This window comes from Microbacterium marinilacus, assembly GCF_019753765.1.
Lineage (GTDB): Bacteria > Actinomycetota > Actinomycetes > Actinomycetales > Microbacteriaceae > Microbacterium > Microbacterium marinilacus.
Genome location: NZ_JAIJZW010000002.1, coordinates 261,036 through 279,604 on the forward strand (window position 1 = coordinate 261,036; position 18,569 = coordinate 279,604).

At 71.2% G+C, this 18,569-nt stretch carries 18 protein-coding genes; 6 read left to right on the forward strand and 12 right to left on the reverse strand.

Going from position 1 to position 18,569, the window contains the following annotated elements; genetic code table 11:
* Positions 1-99: 99 nt before the first annotated feature.
* From qcrB to ctaE, 4 genes are read right to left on the reverse strand one after another with little or no spacing between them, the layout of a single operon-like run.
* Entirely contained in the window at positions 100-1,779 is a 1,680-nt protein-coding gene (gene qcrB / locus K5S26_RS04665) for a cytochrome bc1 complex cytochrome b subunit (RefSeq protein WP_221856450.1), read from the reverse strand.
* Positions 1,779-2,852 (reverse strand): cytochrome bc1 complex Rieske iron-sulfur subunit, encoded by a 1,074-nt coding sequence (gene qcrA, locus K5S26_RS04670; RefSeq protein WP_221856793.1) that lies wholly within the window; start codon positions 2,850-2,852, stop codon positions 1,779-1,781. The genes qcrB and qcrA overlap by 1 nt, the downstream gene beginning before the upstream one ends.
* Before the next feature lie 47 nt (positions 2,853-2,899).
* On the reverse strand, positions 2,900-3,706 hold the full coding sequence (gene qcrC / locus K5S26_RS04675; RefSeq protein ID WP_221856452.1) for a cytochrome bc1 complex diheme cytochrome c subunit: 807 nt from the start codon (positions 3,704-3,706) through the stop codon (positions 2,900-2,902).
* 21 nt (positions 3,707-3,727) lie between these two features.
* Positions 3,728-4,357 carry an aa3-type cytochrome oxidase subunit III gene (ctaE, locus tag K5S26_RS04680; protein ID WP_221856454.1) on the reverse strand — a complete coding sequence of 210 codons (630 nt, stop codon included), beginning with the start codon at positions 4,355-4,357 and terminating at the stop codon, positions 3,728-3,730.
* 131 nt (positions 4,358-4,488) lie between these two features.
* Between ctaE and trpD the strand changes: the two genes are divergently transcribed.
* Genes trpD through K5S26_RS04695 form a run of 3 tightly spaced genes read left to right on the forward strand, consistent with a single transcriptional unit; the run spans position 4,489 to position 7,812 of the window.
* Positions 4,489-5,562 (forward strand): anthranilate phosphoribosyltransferase, encoded by a 1,074-nt coding sequence (gene trpD / locus K5S26_RS04685; protein WP_221856456.1) that lies wholly within the window; start codon positions 4,489-4,491, stop codon positions 5,560-5,562.
* Between the two features lie 31 nt (positions 5,563-5,593).
* Positions 5,594-6,586, forward strand: coding sequence for a PHP domain-containing protein (locus K5S26_RS04690; protein WP_221856458.1), 993 nt, complete (start codon positions 5,594-5,596; stop codon positions 6,584-6,586).
* Positions 6,544-7,812, forward strand: a complete 1,269-nt coding sequence (locus tag K5S26_RS04695) for an MFS transporter (protein WP_221856459.1) — start codon at positions 6,544-6,546, stop codon at positions 7,810-7,812. The genes K5S26_RS04690 and K5S26_RS04695 overlap by 43 nt, the downstream gene beginning before the upstream one ends.
* A 78-nt stretch (positions 7,813-7,890) precedes the next feature.
* On the opposite strand, the gene K5S26_RS04700 is transcribed toward K5S26_RS04695, so the two are convergent.
* From K5S26_RS04700 to K5S26_RS04720, 5 genes are all read right to left on the reverse strand, one after another.
* Positions 7,891-8,826 (reverse strand): 5'-3' exonuclease, encoded by a 936-nt coding sequence (locus K5S26_RS04700; RefSeq protein ID WP_221856461.1) that lies wholly within the window; start codon positions 8,824-8,826, stop codon positions 7,891-7,893.
* A gap of 29 nt (positions 8,827-8,855) precedes the next feature.
* A complete protein-coding gene (locus K5S26_RS04705) occupies positions 8,856-12,293 on the reverse strand; it encodes an error-prone DNA polymerase (protein ID WP_221856464.1) in 3,438 nt (1,145 codons plus the stop codon).
* Positions 12,293-13,948, reverse strand: coding sequence for a DNA polymerase Y family protein (locus K5S26_RS04710; RefSeq protein ID WP_221856466.1), 1,656 nt, complete (start codon positions 13,946-13,948; stop codon positions 12,293-12,295). The genes K5S26_RS04705 and K5S26_RS04710 overlap by 1 nt, the downstream gene beginning before the upstream one ends.
* The gene (imuA', locus tag K5S26_RS04715; RefSeq protein ID WP_221856468.1) at positions 13,945-14,685 is read right to left on the reverse strand and encodes a DnaE2-dependent mutagenesis accessory factor ImuA'; all 741 of its coding nucleotides are present in this window, start codon (positions 14,683-14,685) and stop codon (positions 13,945-13,947) included. The genes K5S26_RS04710 and imuA' overlap by 4 nt, the downstream gene beginning before the upstream one ends.
* A 111-nt stretch (positions 14,686-14,796) precedes the next feature.
* The gene (locus tag K5S26_RS04720) at positions 14,797-15,015 is read right to left on the reverse strand and encodes an SCO4848 family membrane protein (protein ID WP_221856470.1); all 219 of its coding nucleotides are present in this window, start codon (positions 15,013-15,015) and stop codon (positions 14,797-14,799) included.
* A gap of 230 nt (positions 15,016-15,245) precedes the next feature.
* Here K5S26_RS04720 and K5S26_RS04725 point away from each other — a divergent pair, with 230 nt between their 5' ends.
* The 3 genes from K5S26_RS04725 to K5S26_RS19130 are packed head-to-tail and all read left to right on the forward strand — an operon-like array spanning position 15,246 to position 16,437.
* On the forward strand, positions 15,246-15,605 hold the full coding sequence (locus tag K5S26_RS04725) for a helix-turn-helix domain-containing protein (protein WP_221856472.1): 360 nt from the start codon (positions 15,246-15,248) through the stop codon (positions 15,603-15,605).
* A 38-nt stretch (positions 15,606-15,643) separates the two neighbouring features.
* A complete protein-coding gene (locus K5S26_RS04730; protein WP_221856474.1) occupies positions 15,644-16,102 on the forward strand; it encodes a nucleotidyltransferase family protein in 459 nt (152 codons plus the stop codon).
* A complete protein-coding gene (locus K5S26_RS19130) occupies positions 16,099-16,437 on the forward strand; it encodes a HepT-like ribonuclease domain-containing protein (protein ID WP_221856476.1) in 339 nt (112 codons plus the stop codon). The genes K5S26_RS04730 and K5S26_RS19130 overlap by 4 nt, the downstream gene beginning before the upstream one ends.
* Before the next feature lie 78 nt (positions 16,438-16,515).
* Here K5S26_RS19130 and K5S26_RS04740 read toward each other — a convergent pair whose 3' ends face one another.
* From K5S26_RS04740 to K5S26_RS04750, 3 genes are read right to left on the reverse strand one after another with little or no spacing between them, the layout of a single operon-like run.
* On the reverse strand, positions 16,516-16,821 hold the full coding sequence (locus K5S26_RS04740) for a hypothetical protein (protein ID WP_221856478.1): 306 nt from the start codon (positions 16,819-16,821) through the stop codon (positions 16,516-16,518).
* A gap of 39 nt (positions 16,822-16,860) precedes the next feature.
* The gene (locus K5S26_RS04745) at positions 16,861-17,793 is read right to left on the reverse strand and encodes a hypothetical protein (protein ID WP_308122759.1); all 933 of its coding nucleotides are present in this window, start codon (positions 17,791-17,793) and stop codon (positions 16,861-16,863) included.
* A gap of 50 nt (positions 17,794-17,843) precedes the next feature.
* Complete coding sequence (locus K5S26_RS04750; RefSeq protein WP_221856479.1) at positions 17,844-18,536, reverse strand: phosphocholine cytidylyltransferase family protein; 693 nt, start codon at positions 18,534-18,536, stop codon at positions 17,844-17,846.
* Positions 18,537-18,569 lie beyond the last annotated feature (33 nt).

Genomic DNA, 18,569 nt, shown 5'->3' on the forward strand with positions numbered 1-18,569 from the left:
TGTTTTCGGGGGTGTTGCGGGGCCTCGGGGTCATCCCGGTGCGGGGGGCTGGTCGATTCCGCGGAATCGACCAGCCCCTCTCTTTCGGCTCTCGAGCCGTCAGTGCTTGTCGTCGTGGCCCGACTCGAGCTCGGACGGACCGGGACCGTACTCGTGCAGCTCGTGCTTCTGGTGCTCGACGGCGGCGGTGAGCTCGGTCTGGGTCAGCGGAGCGAGGCGGTCCTCGAAGAACCAGCGCGAGAAGCCGGCGCGCATCCGCTCGCTGAGCGGGATCCGCCCCCGATCGTTCGGACGCAGCACGAGAGGCGCGTAGTTCTCGACGTCCACGAGCTTCCAGCGCTCGTACTCGTCCACGGGGCGGTGCACCTCGCGGTACTCGCCGCCGGGCATCCGCACGATGCGTCCCGACTCGTAGCCGTGCAGCGCGATCTCGCGATCCTTCTTCTGCAGGGCGAGGCACACGCGCTTCGTCACGAAGTACGCGATGACCGGGCCGAGGATGAGCGTCGCCTGGAGGAAGTGGATGACCCCCTCCATGGTGAGCATGAAGTGCGTCGCCACGATGTCGGACGAGGCCGCGGCCCACAGCACCGCGTAGAAGACCACGCCGGCGGCGCCGATCGCCGTGCGCGTCGCGGCGTTGCGCGGACGCTGGGCGATGTGGTGCTCGCGCTTGTCACCGGTGATCCACGCCTCCAGGAAGGGGTAGATCGCGACGGCGACGATGAACAGACCCAGCACGGCGACGGGCACCAGGATGCCGAGCGACAGCGTGTACTCGCCGAGTCGGATGTCCCAGTTGGAGGGTGCCAGGCGCAGGGCGCCGTCCGCGAAGCCGATGTACCAGTCGGGCTGGGTGCCGGCGGAGACGGGCGAGGGGTCGTACGGGCCGTAGTTCTGGATCGGGTTGATCTGGAACAGCGAGGCGATCAGGACGATCACGCCGAACACGATGAAGAAGAAGCCGCCCATCTTGGCCATGTACACCGGCATCATCGGGTAGCCGACGACGTTGCCGTTGGTCCGACCGGGGGCCGCGAACTGGGTGTGCTTGTTCACGATCATCAGCAGCAGGTGCACCGCGACGAGCGCGATGACGAGCAGTGGCAGGATCAGGATGTGCAGCGTGTACAGGCGCCCGACGATGTCGGTGCCGGGGAACTCGCCGCCGAACAGCATGAACGAGGTCCACGTTCCGATCAGGGGGAGGCCCTTGATCATGCCGTCGATGATGCGGAGGCCGTTGCCCGACAGCAGGTCGTCGGGGAGCGAGTAGCCGGTGAAACCCTCGGCCATGACCAGGACGAACAGCACGAAGCCGATGACCCAGTTGAGCTCGCGCGGCTTGCGGAACGCGCCCGTGAAGAACACGCGCAGCATGTGCACGCCGATGCCGGCCACGAACACCAGGGCGGCCCAGTGGTGGATCTGGCGGACCAGGAGGCCGCCGCGCAGGTCGAACGTGATGTGCAGCGTCGACTCGAGGGCCGAGGACATGGCGATGCCGCGCATGGGCTCGTACGCGCCGTTGTAGTGCGTCTCGACCATCGACGCCTGGAAGAAGAACGTCAGGAACGTGCCGGAGAGCAGGACCACGACGAACGACCAGAGGGCGATCTCGCCGAGCATGAACGACCAGTGGTCGGGGAAGACCTTGCGGCCGAGGGCCTTGACCATGCCCGAGATGCTGGTGCGCTCGTCGATGTAGTTCGCGGCGGCGCCGACGAAACGTCCGCCGAGCGGAGCCTCGGTCTTCTCAGGGGCTGTGGTGGTGCTCATCAATGACGCTCCCAGAAGCTCGGGCCGACGGGCTCGGTGAAGTCGCTCTGCGCGACGAGGTAGCCCTCGGCGTCGACGGCGATGGGCAGCTGCGGCAGCGGGCGCGCGGCCGGGCCGAAGATGACCTTGGCGTGCTCGGTGACGTCGAACTGCGACTGGTGGCAGGGGCAGAGGAGGTGATGGGTCTGCTGCTCGTACAGGGCGACGGGGCAGCCGACGTGGGTGCACACCTTCGAGTACGCGACGATGCCGTCGTAAGACCAGTCCTTGCGGTCCTCGTCCTCCTTGAGCTGCTCGGGCAGCAGGCGCATCAGGAGGACGATGGCCTTCGCCTTCTCCTCGAGGTAGCCGTTGTCGTGGCTGAGGCTCGCGAGCGACTCGGGGATGACGTGGAACGCCGAGCCGAGGGTCACGGACGACGCCTTGATCGGGGTGCCCTCGGGGTCGAGGGCGAGGCGCTCGCCCTCCTTCCACATCGTGTGCTTGAGCAGCGCGACGGGGTCGCCCGCGGTGGGGTCGTCCGGCGTGGAGTGCGGCGCGAGGCCGCGGAACAGAGTGATGCCCGGGATGATCGATGCGGCGACGGCGGCGAACAGCGAGTTGCGGATCATCTTGCGACGACCGAAGCCCGACTCCTCGTTCGCGACCCGGAACACCTCGACGGTGGCGTCGCGGGTCTCGTCGCTGCCGCGGGTCGTGTGGCGCTCCTCGATGTACTCCTTGTCGCTCATCAGCGCCTTGGACCAGTGGATGGCGCCCACGCCGATGGCGAGCAGCGCGAACGCGATGCCGAGCCCGATGTAGAGGTTGTTGTTGCGGATCGACATCATCGACCCGTCCTCGATCGGGAAGAGCATGTAGGCGGCGACCGCCCAGATGCTCGCCGCCACCGAGAGGTAGAACAGGGTGTAGACCGTGCGGTCGGCGGCCTTCTCGGCCTTCGGGTCCTTGTCGGTCATCCGCACGCGGTGCGGGGGCAGACCGGGGTTCTGCACGGGGTCGGCCACCGAAACGGCGAGCCCGGGGGAGGGCTTGTACGCCTCCACCTCGTGCGTGTCGCTCTCGTGCGCCATGGTGCTCCTCGTCACGTCCTCTTCGTTCGCCATCAGTTCGTCAATGCTCAGTTCGATCGCGCGGTGATCCACACGGTGATCGCGATGAGCGCACCGATGCCGAAGATCCACACGAAGAGACCCTCGGACACGGGGCCGAGCGATCCCAGCGTGAACCCGCCCGGTGCGGGCTGGTTCTGCTGGTAGAGCAGCGCCGAGATGATGTCGCGCTTGTCCTCCGGCGTGAGGTTCATGTCGTTGAACACGGGCATGTTCTGCGGGCCGGTCACCATGGCGGCCCAGATGTGCTGCGCGCTGGTGTCCTGGATGTCCGGCGCGTACTTGCCCTCGGTCAGCGCGCCACCGGCGGCGGCGACGTTGTGGCACATGGCGCAGTTGATGCGGAACAGCTCCGCGCCCCGCGAGACGTCGCCCTCTCCGTCGAGGTAGTGCTCATCGGGGATGTCGGGGCCTGGGGCCACCGACTGCACGAAGTCGGCCATCGCGAGGATCTGCTCCTCGGTGAACTGGACGGGCTTCTGCGGCGCCTGCACGTCCTGGCGCTGCATCGGCATGCGGCCCGTCGAGACCTGGAACTCGACCGCGAGCGCGCCCACGCCGTAGAGCGAGGGGCCGTTGTCGGTGCCCTGCAGGTCGAGGCCGTGGCAGGTGGCGCAGTTGGCCTGGAACAGCTTCTCGCCGTCGTCGACGGTGAGGGTGCTCTGCGCGGCGGTCGGCTCGGTGGCGGCCACCGCGGCCGTCGCGCCGGCGTACACGCCGCCGGTCAGCAGGAGGCCGATGCCGATGAGCGCGGCGGCGGCGAGGGGGGAGCGACGGCCCTTGCTCTGTCGGGACATCTTCTTCTCTCGTGACATAAGGGTGATGCAGCTCCGCTCTTACTTGAGGAAGTAGATGACAAAGAACAGGGCGATCCAGACGACATCGACGAAGTGCCAGTAGTAGGACACGACGATGGCGGTGACCGCCTCCTTGTGACGGGGGCGCTTGACCGCGTAGAAGCGGCCGATCGTCAGCAGGAACGCCACGAGTCCGCCGGTCACGTGCAGGGCGTGGAAGCCCGTCGTGATGTAGAACGCGGAGGCGTAGGGGTCGGCGCTGATCGGCATGCCCTCGATGACGAGCGTGGCGTACTCCCAGACCTGACCCGAGACGAACACGGCGCCGAGGCCGAACGACACCCAGAACCACGGCACGACGCCCCAGCCGATGAGCCTCTGCAGGAAGCGGCTCTTGAACGTGAGGCCCTCGGCGGCGAACACGCCGAGCTGGCAGGTCACACTCGACAGCACCAGGATGATCGTGTTCACCAGCGCGAAGGGCACGTTCAGCAGGTCGGTGCGCTCCGCCCACAGCTCCGGGGACGTGCTGCGCAGCGTGAAGTAGATCGCGAAGAGGCCCGCGAAGAACATCACTTCGCTGCCGAGCCAGACGATCGTCCCGACGGCGACAGGGTCGGGTCGCTTGACTGTTCTCGGTGCCGGGGCGAACGTAGCTGATGTCGTCACCCGTCCATTATGGCCGATCCGAGGGGGTGATCTTGGCAACTTCGACAACGCGTCGAAGTAAGGGGAGCCTAAGTGCCGCCTGGGATCGGGGCGTGAGAACGCCGTCAATACGCCCTGGCTAGGATCGTCCTATGGCGGAACCGACCTGGCCGGATGTGCTCACCAGCGTCCTCGCGCGACGCGACCTCAGCGTGTCGGAGGCCACCTGGGCGATGCGCCAGGTGATGCAGGGCGCCGCGACGCCGGCCCAGCTCGGCGGCTTCCTGCTCGCGCTCCGCGCCAAGGGCGAGTCGGTCGAGGAGATCATCGGTTTCCGCGACGCCATCCTCGAGGCGGCCGTGCCGCTCGACGTCGATCCGAACGTGCTCGACATCGTGGGAACGGGCGGAGACCGTTACGGGACCGTGAACATCTCGTCGACCGCGTCCATCGTGATCGCCGCCACCGGGGTGCCCGTCGTCAAGCACGGCAACAAGGCGGCCAGCTCGAAGTCCGGCTCCTCCGACGTGCTGAGCGCGCTGGGCATCGACCTGCGCCTCCCGCCGGAGGCGGTCGCCGGCGTGCTCGACCGTGCCGGCATCACGTTCGCGTGGGCGGCGGCGTTCCATCCGGGCTTCCGCCACGCCGGGCCGGCGCGCGCCGAGCTCGGCGTGCCGACGGTGTTCAACTTTCTCGGTCCCCTGGTGAACCCCGCACGCGCCGAGGCGAACGCGGTGGGCGTGGCGAACCCGGACGTCGTGCCCCTCATCACGGGCGTCTTCCGCACCCGCGGCGCCACGGCGCTCGTCTTCCGCGGCGAGGACGGCCTCGACGAGCTCACCACCACGGGGTACAGCCGCATCTGGGAGATCTCCCGCGGCGACGTGCACGAGTTCGACATCCACCCGCGCGACGTGGGTCTCGCGACCGCCTCGATCGACGATCTGCTGGGCGGCGACCCCGACCACAATGCCGGCGTGCTGCGTCGCACGCTGGACGGCGAGCAGGGCGCGGTGCGCGACATCGTGCTGCTGAACGCCGCGGCGGGCATCGTCGCGTACCGGCTGTCGCAGGACCCGACGCAGATGCAGCGGGGCATGGTCGATCGCCTGGTCGAGGCGCTCGACGAGGCGGCCTCGGCGATCGACGACGGACGCGCCACGGCCAAGCTCGACGCTTGGGTCGCGGCCTCGCAGGAGCTGTCGGCGACGCAGCCGCCCGCATGAGCCCGCTCGACCCTTCCGGAGGGAGGCATGCGTGGACCCGATCGAGGCGCTGAACGAGATCGCGTTCCTGCTCGAGCGAGAACGCGCCTCGACGTTCAAGGCGAAGGCGTTCCGCAATGCCGCCGCGACGGTGTCCGCGCTCGACGAGGACGCGCGTCGCGACCCCGAGCGACTTCGCCGGGCGAAGGGGATCGGGGCGTCGACCTTCGCGGTGATCGAGCAGGCCCTCGCCGGGGTGGTCCCCGACTATCTCCACGACCTGCGAGAGCGCACGGGAGGCGTCCGGCGGTCTGAGCTGCGGGGCCTTCTGCGAGGCGACCTGCACGCGCACAGCGACTGGTCGGACGGCACGACCTCGATCGGCGACATGGTGACGGCCGCGCGCGGTCTCGGGCACGAGTACCTCGCGCTGACGGACCACTCGCCGCGGCTGAAGGTCGCGCGGGGCCTCTCGCCCGAGCGGCTGCGGCGGCAGCTCGACGAGGTCGGGCGATTCCAGGAACAGGACTTCGTGCTGCTGAGCGGCATCGAGGTCGACATCCTCGGCGACGGCGCGCTCGACCAGGAGCCCGAGCTCCTCGACGAGCTCGACGTCGTCGTGGCCTCGGCCCACTCGGAGCTGCGGATGGACGCGGGCGCCATGACGCGGCGCCTCGTGACCGCCGTGTCGAACCCGCGCGTGACCGTGCTGGGGCACGTGACGGGCCGGCTGGTGTCCGGGGCGCGCGGGACGAGACCGCCGTCGACGTTCGACGCCGACGCGGTCTTCGAGGCCTGCGCGACGTCCGGCGTGGCGGTCGAGATCAACTCGCGCCCCGAGCGGGAGGATCCGCCGGACGAGCTCATCGTCCGTGCGCTCGAGGTCGGCTGTCTGTTCGCGATCGACTCCGACGCCCATGCACCCGGCCAGCTGTCGCTGCTGGACCACGGCGCCGAGCGTGCAGAGCGGCTGGGAGTGCCGGCCGAGCGGATCGTGACGACGTGGCCGCTGGCCCGCCTGCGGGCATGGGCGTGGGGCGCATGAGCGGGCGCGTGGCGGCGCGCGCGGCCTTCCCCTGGCTGGTGGTCGCGGGCGTGCTGGTCGCGGCGCTGAGCCTGCGCGGGCCGATCCTGTCGGTCACCCCGGTGCTGCGCGACATCGAGCACACGTACGCCCTCGACGCGGCCACCGCGTCGCTGCTGACGACCTTCCCCGTGCTGATGTTCGCCGCGATCACCCCGATCGCCGCCGTGGTCGTCCGGCGGGCGGGCGCCGAGATCGCCCTGCTCGCGTGCCTCGTCGCGGTCGCGGTGGGGACGCTGATCCGCGCGATCCCCGGTTTCGGCTGGATGCTGGTCGGGATGATCGTGATCGGCGCGGGCATCACGGTCGGCAACGTCGTCATCCCGGTCATCATCGGCCGCGACGTCCCGCCCGCCCACGTGGCCACCGTCACGGCCGCGTACACCGCCGCGCTGAACGCCGGATCGCTGGCCACCACCCTCGCCACGGCTGGGATCGCGCAGGCGACCGGCTGGCCGCTCGCACTGCTGCTGTGGATCGTGCTCACGCTGCTCGGCATCCTGCTGTGGGCGCTGCACCTGTGGCGCGACCGCCTGCCGGACGTGCCGTGGGACGAGCGGGGGTCGGGCGAGGCGCCCCTGACCACCGCCACGGTCCCCGTGGTCATGGGAGCGCGGCCACGAGGCATCCTGCGGCAGCCCGTCGTCTGGCTGCTGCTCGCGGCGTTCGGCTGCCAGTCGGCGGCCTACTACGGCATGTCGACCTGGCTGCCGGCGATGCTCGGCGACCTGACGGGCGCCGACGCGACGGCCGCGGGCGCGCTCGCGTCGCTGTTCCAGGGCGTCGCGATCCTCGGCCCGTTCATCGTCCCCGTGCTCGCCCGGCGGCTGCCGCTGGCGGTGCCGGCGACGCTCATCGCACTGTGCTGGCTCGGGTTCGCGGGCGGGATGCTCCTGGCGCCCGAGCTGTTCGTGCTGTGGGTCGTGCTGGGCGGCGTCGCGCATTCGGGCGGCTTCGTCGTGATCTTCACCGTCATGGTGGGGGCGTCGCGGACCACCGCGGAGACGGCGACGATGTCGGCGGTCGTGCAGGGAGGCGCCTACGTCGTGGGCGCCTCGAGCGCGCCCTTGCTGGGTGCGCTGCACGACGCCACCGGCGGATGGGCGGCCCCGCAGTCGGTGGTGCTCGGCCTCACCGTCGCGTTCGCGGCGTGCCTGCTGGCCGCCGTCGCTCGCGTGCGGCGCTGACGCGAGAGGCTCCGCGGAGGCTCTCGGTCTGTCCGGTCTGGTCATCGGCCGGCGGGCCGCCGACGTGAGGCGCGGGCGTCAGCCCAGCGCCGCGATCGCTCGCTCCATCGCCGTCCCGAGGTTCCAGCGGTCGGCGAGCTCCCGGGCCGCCGCGATCGCCTTCTCGTCGAGGCCGGGCAGCGCGTCGTCGACCGCGCCCAGGGCGAGATCCGTCGCGACCGCCACCACTCGCGGCGCGACGTCCAGGTAGTCCGCCGCCTCGGCGAGCTTCGCCCGCACGCCGGCCGACATGCCCTCGCCCGCGTCGGCCGCCGCCCGGATGCCGGCGAGATCGCCGTGGGCGGCGAGCAGCGTCGCCGCCGTCTTCTCTCCCACGCCCTTCACGCCCGGCAGGCCGTCCGAGGCATCGCCGCGCAGCGTCGCCAGGTCGGCGTACTGCGCGGCATGCACGCCGTACTTGGCCACGACGACCTCGTCCGTCACGATCTCGAGGTTGCTCATGCCGCGAGCGGTGTAGATCACCCGGACGTCGCGCTCGTCGTCGACGAGCTGGAACAGGTCCCGATCGCCGGTGACGATGTCGACGGGGTGCGCCGACGTGGTCGCGAGGGTGCCGATGACGTCGTCCGCCTCGTGCCGCGCGGCGCCGACGACCGCGATCCCGAGCGTCGCGAGCGCCTCGCGGATGACCGGGATCTGCGCCTCGAGGGGATCGGGCACCTCCTCGACGTCCGGGCCCGAGGCGACGTCCGGGCCCGAGGCGACGGTCTCCTCCACCCGGTGCGCCTTGTACGACGGGATCAGGTCCACGCGCCACTGCGGGCGCCAGTCGTCGTCCCAGCACGCCACCAGGTGCGTCGGCTCATAGGCGGAGACGAGCTTCGCGATCATGTCGAGCAGCCCGCGCACCGCGTTCACCGACGTCCCGTCGGGGGAGTGCACCTTGTCGGGCACGCCGTAGAAGGCCCGGAAGTAGAGGCTGGCGGTGTCGAGCAGCATCAGGCGCGAGGTCACGGGATCAGTGTCCCAGATCCCCGCACGGCTCACCGGAAGTCCCGGGAGTTGTGGCTCACGCCCACGCGGAGGTCCTCGAAGCCGTCGGCGACGAGGTTCGTGACCCCCTCGGGGGACCGCTCGAGGATGCCGCGCGCGATGAGGGCCGGGCTGTCGCGCACGACGCGGCGATGACGACCCCACACGCCCGCCGAGCAGATCACGTTGACCAGCCCGTGCTCGTCCTCGAGATTGAGGAAGGTGATCCCTGAGGCCGTCGCCGGCCGCTGCCGGTGGGTCACCAGTCCCGCCACCTCGACGCGTCTGCCCGACTCGTGCGTGCGCAGCCGGTCGGACGACAGCACCCCGCGAGACTCCAGCGCCCCACGGAAGTGCGCCAGCGGGTGATCCGTGGTCGACAGGCCCGTCGCCCACAGGTCGGCGGCGAGCACCTCGTAGCTGCTCTGATCGGGGAACAACGGCGGCTGCACGCCGTCCACGCCGAACGGGGCGGTGCTCTGAGGGGCGGAGTGCGGGAGGAACTCGGGCCGGTCCTGGGCAGCCGACCCGGCGAGCCAGATCGCCTCGCGGCGGGACAGCCCGAGCCCGTCGAACGCGCCGGCCGTCGCCAGCGCCTCGACATGGGCCTGCGTGATGCCGGTGCGGCGCACGAGCTCGTGCAGGTCGCGGTACTCCCCGCCCCGCTCGCGCTCGGCGACGATCTGGCGCGCGGTCTCCGGACCGATGCCCGTCACCGCGCCGATGCCGAGCCGTACCGCGAACGCGCCGTCCCGTCGGTGCGCGACCGACTCGTCCGGCGCATCGGGGTCGTACCTCGTCGGCGCCGGGTGGGCGCGGACGACGCAGTCGTCCCGCCCGGTGGCCGCTGCCAGCGCATGATCCTCCACCGGCTCGAGCGACTCGGTCGCGCCGGAGCGGTTGATGTCCGGGCGCCGCACCGTCACCCCGTGACGCCGGGCGTCGGCCGTGAGGGTCGCGCCGGAGTAGAAGCCCATCGGCTGCGCACGCAGCAGCCCGGCGAGGAAGGCGGCGGGGTAGTGCAGCTTGATCCAGGACGAGGCGTACACCAGCAGCGCGAACGACAGCGAGTGCGACTCGGCGAAGCCGAAGTGCGCGAAGGCCTGGATGCGAGAGTAGATCGCGTCGGCGACGTCGACGGGGATGCCGTTGGACGCCATCCCGGCGTAGAGCTTGTCCTTCAGCCTGTCGATCTTCTCGAGCCCGCGCTTGGACCCCATGGCGCGCCGCAGCAGATCCGCGTCCTCGGCGCTGCAGTCACCGACGGCCACGGCCATCTTCATCAGCTGCTCCTGGAACACGGGGATGCCCAGGGTGCGCTCCAGCACCTCCTCCAGCTTGGGGTGGTCATACGTGACCTCCTCGTCGCCCATCTTGCGGCGCACGAACGGATGCACGGCGCCGCCCTGGATGGGGCCGGGCCGGATCAGCGCGATCTGGATCGCGAGATCGTAGAACTCACGCGGCCGCAGGCGCGGCAGCAGCCCCATCTGCGCGCGGGACTCGACCTGGAAGACCCCGATCGAGTCGGCACGGCACAGCATGTCGTAGACCGCGGGCTCCTCCTTCGGCAGGGTGTCGAGGGTCCAGGACTCGCCCGTGGCATCGCGGATGAGATCGAAGCAGTGCTGCAGCGCCGAGAGCATCCCGAGGCCCAGCAGGTCGAACTTGACCAGGCCCATCGAAGCCGCATCGTCCTTGTCCCACTGGATCACCGTGCGCTTCTCCATGCGGGCGTGCTCGATCGGCACGATCTCTCCGATCGGCCGCTCGGTGAGGACCATCCCTCCCGAGTGGATGCCCAGATGCCGGGGCGCCTTCAGCAGCTCGGTCGCGTAGACGATCACCTGGTCGGGGATGTCGTGGTCGGCGCCGGTCTCGAGCACCGCGCCCCACCCCTCCACCTGTTTCGCCCAGGCGTCCTGCTGCCCGGGCGAGTAGCCGAGCGCACGGGCCATGTCGCGCACGGCGTTCTTGGGGCGGTACTGGATGACGTTGGCCACCTGCGCGGCGTTCTCGCGCCCGTACTCGTCGAACACCCACTGGATGATCTCCTCCCGCCTGTCGGAGTCGAAGTCCACGTCGATGTCGGGCTCCTCGTCCCGCAGCGAGGACAGGAAGCGCTCGAACGGCAGCCGGTACTGGATCGCGTCGACCGCCGTGATGTCCAGCAGATAGCAGACGGCGCTGCTGGCAGCGGATCCCCGGCCCTGGCAGAGGATGCCCCGGCGCCGGGCCTCCTGGACGATGCCGTGGACGATCAGGAAGTACCCGGGGAAGTCCTTCCTCTCGATGACGTCGAGCTCGCTCTCGATGCGGTGCCGGTCCTCCTCCCGGAGCCCGGGATACTTCGCCGGCACGGCGTCCCACACCAGCTTCCGCAGGTAGGACATGGGCGTGTACCCCTCCCGGACCCTCTGCTTCGGCAGCGCGGGCTTCATGCTGCGCAGCGAGAAGGCGAGCTCGTCGGCGAGGGGCACGGTGCGGGAGACGGCGCCGGGGTAACGGGCGAAACGCGCGGTCATCTCGGCTCCGTCGCGCAGGTGCGCCGAGTCATGGGCAGGCAGCCAGCCGTCGAGGTCGGCCATGCTGCGGGTCGCCCGCACCGCGGCGACCGCCTCGGCCAGGCGCGCCTTCTCGGGGGAGGCGTAATGGACGTTGTTCGTCGCGATCAGCGGCAGGCCGCGCTCGCCGGCCAGGGCCGCGAGCACGTCGTTGCGGCGGCTGTCGAGCGGATCGCCGTGGTCCGTCAGCTCGACGTGCACGCTGTCCCGGCCGAACAGGTCCACGAGACGGTCGAGCGCCGCGGCCGCCTCGGCGGGCGCGCTCGCCGCCGTTCCCCGCGCGAGCGCACGCCTGACCGCTCCCTTGCGGCAGCCGGTGAGGATCACCCAGTTCCCGTCCGCCCGCTGCGCGAGCTCGTCGACGTCGTAGAGCGGGCGGCCCTTCTCGGCGCCTCGCAGCTGGGCGCTCGTGATGGCGGCGGCGAGGCGATGGTAGCCCTCCTCGCCGCGGGCGAGGACGAGGAGATGCTCGCCGACGGGGTCGGGCACTCCGTTCTGCGGCGCGGACAGCCCGAAGGACAGCTCTGCCCCGAACACCGTCCTCAGCCGGGTGGACTCCGCGGCCTCGGCGAAGCGCACCAGGCCGTAGAAGCCATCGTGATCGGTGATCGCCAGGCCGTGCAGGCCGAGCCGCTCGGCCTCCTCGGTCAGCTCCTCCGGCGAGGAGGCGCCGTCGAGGAACGAGAACGACGAGTGCGCGTGCAGCTCGGCGTACGGCACCGCGTCGTCGGGGCGTCGGATCTCGGGTGCCTCATAGGCACCGCGCTTGCGGCTCCACGCCGGGCTGTCGCCGCCGTCGGCTCCCACGGGACGCGGGTCGGGCCGGCGTCCGCTGAGCGTGCGCTCCAGCTCCGACCACGGGATCGCCGGGTTGTTCCATCCCATCAGCCGTACCGCCCCTCCACCCGCCACCCCTCGCCGTCGAGGACGAGGAGCCAGGCGGTCTCGGTCTCGTCGACGACCTGAAAACGGAACGCCCGCCGCGCCGCCGTCCGATCCCATTGCCGCTCGATGACCGGCCACGGGCCCGCCCAGGCGGTGATCCTCCGTCCGTCGACGAGAGCAGGGGGCGCCGAGAGCCGCTGGCGCTCGTCGACGAGGACGGGAGCGCCGTCCGATGCCGTGACGACGGCGGCGCGCCGATCGCGGAACACCTCGCTGGGAAGGGGTGACGGAAGCGACCCCGGCCAGGGCAGGTCACGGGCGCGGGCGGGGCGCTCGGCGTCTCCCCACGGCACGCGGCGTTCGCGCTCGCCGAGCCAGCGCCCGCCGGCGAGCATCGGGGTGACGACGCCGCGGTGGCCGAGCAGCGCCTGTACGCGCGACATGGCGTGGTGCAGGCGCTCGTCGGGCCCCTGGCCGAGCAGCGCGGGCTGGTGATGCGTGACGTCGTCGACGGCCTCGGGCTCGATGCGCACGAGGGCGACGCCGCCCCTCAGCCGCCGCGCGGAGGAGGTCGCATCGGGGTGGGAGGACTCGTCTTCGAGGGCGGCCTGCAGCTGCCAGCGCACCCGGTCGACCAGGGCGGCGGCGTCGAAGAACGTGGGGTGCAGCCAGACGCGCTCGCTGCGACCGCCTCGATCGTCGAGCAGGGTGATCCGGGCCTCGGTGCACACCAGGTCGGTCTCGTCGAGCCCCGCCGAGACGGCATCCGCGGTCGTGCGCACGGCGAAGGCGACCTGATCGGCGAGCTCGAGGGGCGGCTCGAACTCGATCTCGCGGGCCAGCTCGGGCGGTGGGACCCGTGGCACCACGACCCGGGAGTCGGCTCCGCCGGCCAGGGCGTGCAGACGTGCGCCGTGCTCGCCCAGCCTCTCGCGCACCGAGGAGACGTCGAGCGCGGCGAACTCGCCCAGGGTCTGCACCCCCAGGCGTGCGAGCAGGGAGACCAGCTCCTCGTCGCCGCCCAGTGGGGACAGGGCGGCGATGGTGAGCGGGCGGAGGAAGTCGGCGGAGGCGCCGCGGGGGACGATCGCGACGCGCCGATCCGTGTGGAACGGCGTGGGGCCTCGCAGCCTCACCGCCTGTTCGGCGGTGAACAGACCGTCGGCGACGGCGGCGCGGGCATCCGGAACGCCCGATGCCGCGAGCTCGTCGAGCAGGGCTCCGGCCGCCTCCCTCTCGCCGCCGTAGAAGCGGGCGGGCCCGCGGGCGCGGATGGCGCACAGCCCGGAGCGCAGCGGCTGGACGCCCGGCGCGAGCCGTTCGAGACCGGCGAGGAGGGGCAGGAAGGCCCTCTCGTCGCGTTCGGGGTCGGCGGCGACCAGCCGGAGCGACGGGCAGGCGCCCTGGGCGTCGCGTCGTCGCTGGTTGCGGCGCACGCCCTCGAGACGTGCGGAGGCCGAGCAGGCGACGACCCTGTTCGCATGCATGATCGCGATCGGGGGGACGTCCTCCGGCGGCCCCTGCGAAGCCGCGGGGGAGACCCCGGCATCGTCCGTCGCTCCCGCCCGTGCGGCGGTGCGGGCCTCGCTGCGCAGCAGAGCGGTCACCGGCCAGTCGGGCAGCCATAGGACGATGACGCGTGTGGAGGAGGTCACCCGGCCACCGCCTCGAGGGAAGCGGGGTCGGCACGCCTCACCGTCCGCCAGGCCGGCCGCACGGCGGCGACGACGGAAGCGGGCGCGCCCAGCGGGCCGGGAAGCTGCACGCGCACGGACCGGGGGACGGGGAAGCGCCGTCCGACGGCCGTCACGGTGACCTCGCGCACCGCGAGCAGGCCGTGGCCCTGCCCGAGGCCGCTCCATGCGGCGTCGTGCAGGCGCAGCGTCGCCTCGGCCTGGGGCCAACGGCCCTGGACGAGCAGCACGCCCCCGCGATCACGGAGCTTGGCGCCGATGCGGGCGGTCTCGGAGTCTCGCGCGGAGTGCGACGGCCGTACGGCGACGACGGGGAAGACCTCGGCGACGGCGGCGGTGACGGCAAGCCAACGGTCTCCCGGGGAGGGGACCATCGCGAACCGCTCGAGGTCCACGCCGTAGCCCTCGGCGGCCTCGGCAGCCAGCTCGGGCATGCCGATGGCCGCGCACCACGACCCTGCACGCGACGGAGCGGCCATCAGCGCGAGGAGGAGCCCGGTGCCGCCGTCGACGCTGTACACCGAGCCGGGACGCAGCCCGCCGTCGGGGAAGAGCGAGGCGAGGGCGTCGTGCACGGGGATCGCGTCGACCTGCGCGCTGCGACGCTGCATGCGCGTGATCTGACCGCGCAGGCGCTGGACCTCAGCCGCGGTATGCGGCCTCGCCGTGGCCGTCTGCGTGGGATCGTGAAGTGCCATCCCCATCCCTCAAGAGTAGAACGCGTGTTCGAAGAAGTCGATCTTCCATCGAACGATAGTTCGTACATCCGACATCCCGCATCGGGCTGCCGGAGGGTGGGAATGCGGCGGTCAGAGCCGAGTGAGCGCGACGACCCCCGCGACGGCGGAGGCGGCGGCGAGCAGCAGCGCGAAGCCGATCAGCACGGCGTGCACGGTGAGGAAGCGCGTGGGACGCCCGGCGGCGTCGCGGGCGCGGGGGTCGCGGGCGACGCGGCGGAAGAAGGTCGGCCAGACGAGCGCGTTGAAGACGGCGTTCGCGAACAGCAGCACAGCCAGGAGAAGGGTCACGCCACGAGCCTAGGACGCCCGTTCCGGTGATGCCGATGTCACCCGCCGAGCCCGTACGACTCCGGCGAGCCCGCAGCGGATCTGGTGCAGGCTCGCCGGACGGGTGCGTGCTCGGTGCAGCCTCACCGCATCACGTCGACCCACGCGATCGCCTCCCGGTGGAACCTCTAGGACGCCCGTAGGGGAGTTGTCCCCATGCCGGAATGCGGGATATCGCCCACCATGACCGCATGGACAAACCGACTCCTGCGGCGCGTCTCATCGACCCGCATTCCCCCGCCGCCGCCAAGGTGGGCGAGCGCATCGCGGTGCTGCGGCGCGAGGCGCGACTCAGTCGCCCCATGCTCGCCGACTGCGCCGACCTCGACGTGAGGCACCTGCAGCGCATCGAGCGCGGCCACGGCAATCCCACGCTGCTGAGCCTGATGCAGATCGCCGTCGCCCTCGAGGTGCCGCTCTCGCGGCTCGTCGAGGGGCTCGAGCCCGAGGACATGCCGCAGACCCGGCGTCCCTACGGGCACTCGGCGAGGGACAGGCAGACGCGTCGTCGCTATTTCGCCGGTAACGGAGCCCTCGACTATAAACGTTGATCATGTACATATTCATGTACATGATTTAGGATCGCCCCATGGTCGCCGCCGAACGAGTGCTGGGCGTCGCGGAGGCGCGGGCGCAGTTGTCCGCGCTCCTCAGCGGCTTCCGTGAGGATCCGCATGCGGGGCCGGTGGCGATCGGCGCGCACCGTCGCCCCGTGGCCTACCTGGTCCCGGTCGATAGCGACCTGCAGGTCGCGTCGCGTCCTCTGCTCCCTGAGCTCCGACGGCTGGCGAGAGTGATCGAGCGCCTCGCTCAGGCGAGCGGGCTGGCCGATGTCCGCGTCTTCGGATCAGTCGCGCGCGAAGAGGACAGAGGTGACAGCGACCTGGATCTGCTCGTGACGCCGAGCGAGGGGGCGACGTACTTCGACTTCGCACGGTTCGCCCAGGACATGGAGTCGCTGACGGGCCGCACGGTCGACGTCATGAGCGATCGGTCGCTGCGAGCCGGGGCCGATGACGTCATCCTTCGCGAGGCCGTCGCTCTGTGAAGCGCGCGGACCGCGTGCCGCGGTGGCTCGACGACCTCGCAGAGGCGCTGGACACGGCGGCGTCCCTCGTCGCGCGGGGTCGGCGGGCGTATAACGGGGATCCTGCGATCCCGCTGGCGTTCGAGGCGCTCAGCATCCGCGTCGGTGAGATCGCCAAGCGGCTGACGACCGCCGATCCCGGCAGATTCTCCGCGGAGATCTGGTCGGATGCGGCGCAGCACCGCGACTTCGTCGCCCACCACTACGACCGCGTCGACCGCGACGTGCTCTGGGAGACCGTCGCGCGCGCGTTCCCCGCGCTGCGCGCGGAGCTCCAGCAGGTTAGAGAGGCCTGAGGCATCTCAGCGTCGGATGTCCATTCGTCCGAGGGGGGCGTCGGATCCGCGCCGCCGGGGCGATCCACGTCTTCGTCGTCAGACGACGAAGGACCACACCCACTCCCGGTCGTCGTCGGGGAGGAACCAGGCGAGCGTGACGGTGGTGTCGTCGAGATCGCAGCCGCACAGGCACAGCTCCCGGGACTCGCCCGGGGGCATCCGTCCCCACGCCTCGAGCTCGGGCGGCGTCGCGTCGTCGGCGACGTACACGCGCACGTACTCGAGCGCCTCGGAGCCCTCATTGACCAGCAGCGGATGCGCGGCGTCGTCGCGGACCACATGCCAGGGAACGCGGTGGGCGGAAGGGGCGGGGGACTCGGCGGGGTCGACGGCTCTCAGCATGCCGGCGACGTTACGAGCGGCCCTCGACGCGGGGTGGCGTCAGGGCTCTTCGCGCGACGTCTCGGGGGAGGACTCGACTGATTTCGGAGCTGTGGACGACCGATGCGGCAGGATCCTGCCCACGCCCCGCCCCATGGCGCCGGCGCCCGACGCCACCGCCGAACCGGCGCGCCTCACGCCCCGCAGCGCGCTGTGCTCGAGGCGCTCCGCGCCCGGAGACGGCTCGAGCTCTTCGGGGAGCCGGGAGGGCGCCGGCCCGAACGCCTTGCGCGACGCGACGACCACGCGCCGCCCGAGGAGGTGGTTGCCCGCCCCGCCGATCGCGGCGCCGACCCCGAACGGCAGCGCCTTGCCGATGATCGAGGCCCCGCCGCGCTTGGCGAACTGGCGGATGAACGAGGCCTTCAGGCGGTCGAGCGCCGGTCCCACGGCGGCGCGGGGCAGGGTCTTCGTGATCATCTCGCCCCAGTAGGACGAACGGCTGCTCGTCCCGGCCGCCTGGCCGGCGAGCTGGCGCACGAGATCGACGCCCTCGTCGCCCAGCATCAGCGTCAGCACCAGGGCGCGAGCGCGATCGGGAGAGTCCAGTGCGATGCCGTGCACCTCGGCGAGCGACTGCGCGTACAAAGCCGTCGCCTCGAGGAAGCCGACCGTCTCGGCGCCGGCGAGCGTGAGGGTCACCGCCGTGCCGATGCCGGGGACCACCGCGGTCGCGCCGACCGCCGCACCGCCGGTCGTGACCGCGGCCAGATACCGCTTCTCGAGCACCCGCGCGATCTCGGCGGGCGTCGCGTCGGGGTGCCTCAGGCGGATCGAGCGGATGTGCGCGACGACGGCCGGTCGTTGCACCCGGATCACCCGGTCGAGCACGCGCACCAGGAACGGGTGCTCGTCGTGCCCCGAGGGCGGCAGGCCTCCCTGCCACGGCGCGTCGGCCGGGAGCGAATGGATGGTGTGGACCTTGTCGGACACGCGCGTGATCCTATGGCGTCAGCGCGAGGACTGTCTGAGGGGGCGGCTCGTCAGACGAAGAGGTTCGCGTGCTCGAGGTCGTCCGCCGTGTCGATCTCGACCGCGTAGAGGTCGGAGATGTCCATGGGCTGCAGCTTCACGCCGTCGTGGGCGATCGCGAGCTCGAGGCCGCGCTCGAAGTAGTCCTGGTCGTCGACGCGCGCGAGGTGACGCATGAACGCCGGCTTGTCCGCGCGCGAGATGTAGTTGATGCCGACGGCCTCGCCGATGCCGCCCACGACCGTCTTCGACAGCTGGTCGATGTGACCGGTCTCGTCGATCGTGTACTTGACCTCCTCGTCGCTCACCTTGGCGGTGTTGACGGTGACGAAGGACTGGTCCCGCTCGATGAGCGAGATCGCGCGGCCGAGCACGCGCGGGTCGAAGACGACGTCGCCGTTCATCCAGAGCACGCTCTTCTTGCCGGTGGCGTGAAGGGCGCGCAGCAGGCTCTTCGAGGTGTTCGTCTGGTCGTACCGCTCGTTGTGCACGTAGCTCGCGTCGGGGAACGCGTCGATCACGGTCTCGGCCCGGTAGCCGACCACGGTGGTGATCTTCGAGTCCGGCCCGAAGGCCGCGTGGATGTTGTCGCGCTGCTGCTGCATGATCGAGCGGCCGTCGCTGAGCTCGGTGAGCGGCTTGGGCAGCGCGCGACCGAGGCGCGAGCCCATGCCCGCGGCGAGAATCACGATTCGGAAAGACATCTGTTCGCTCCTGACTCGTAAGGGCCCGCAGGT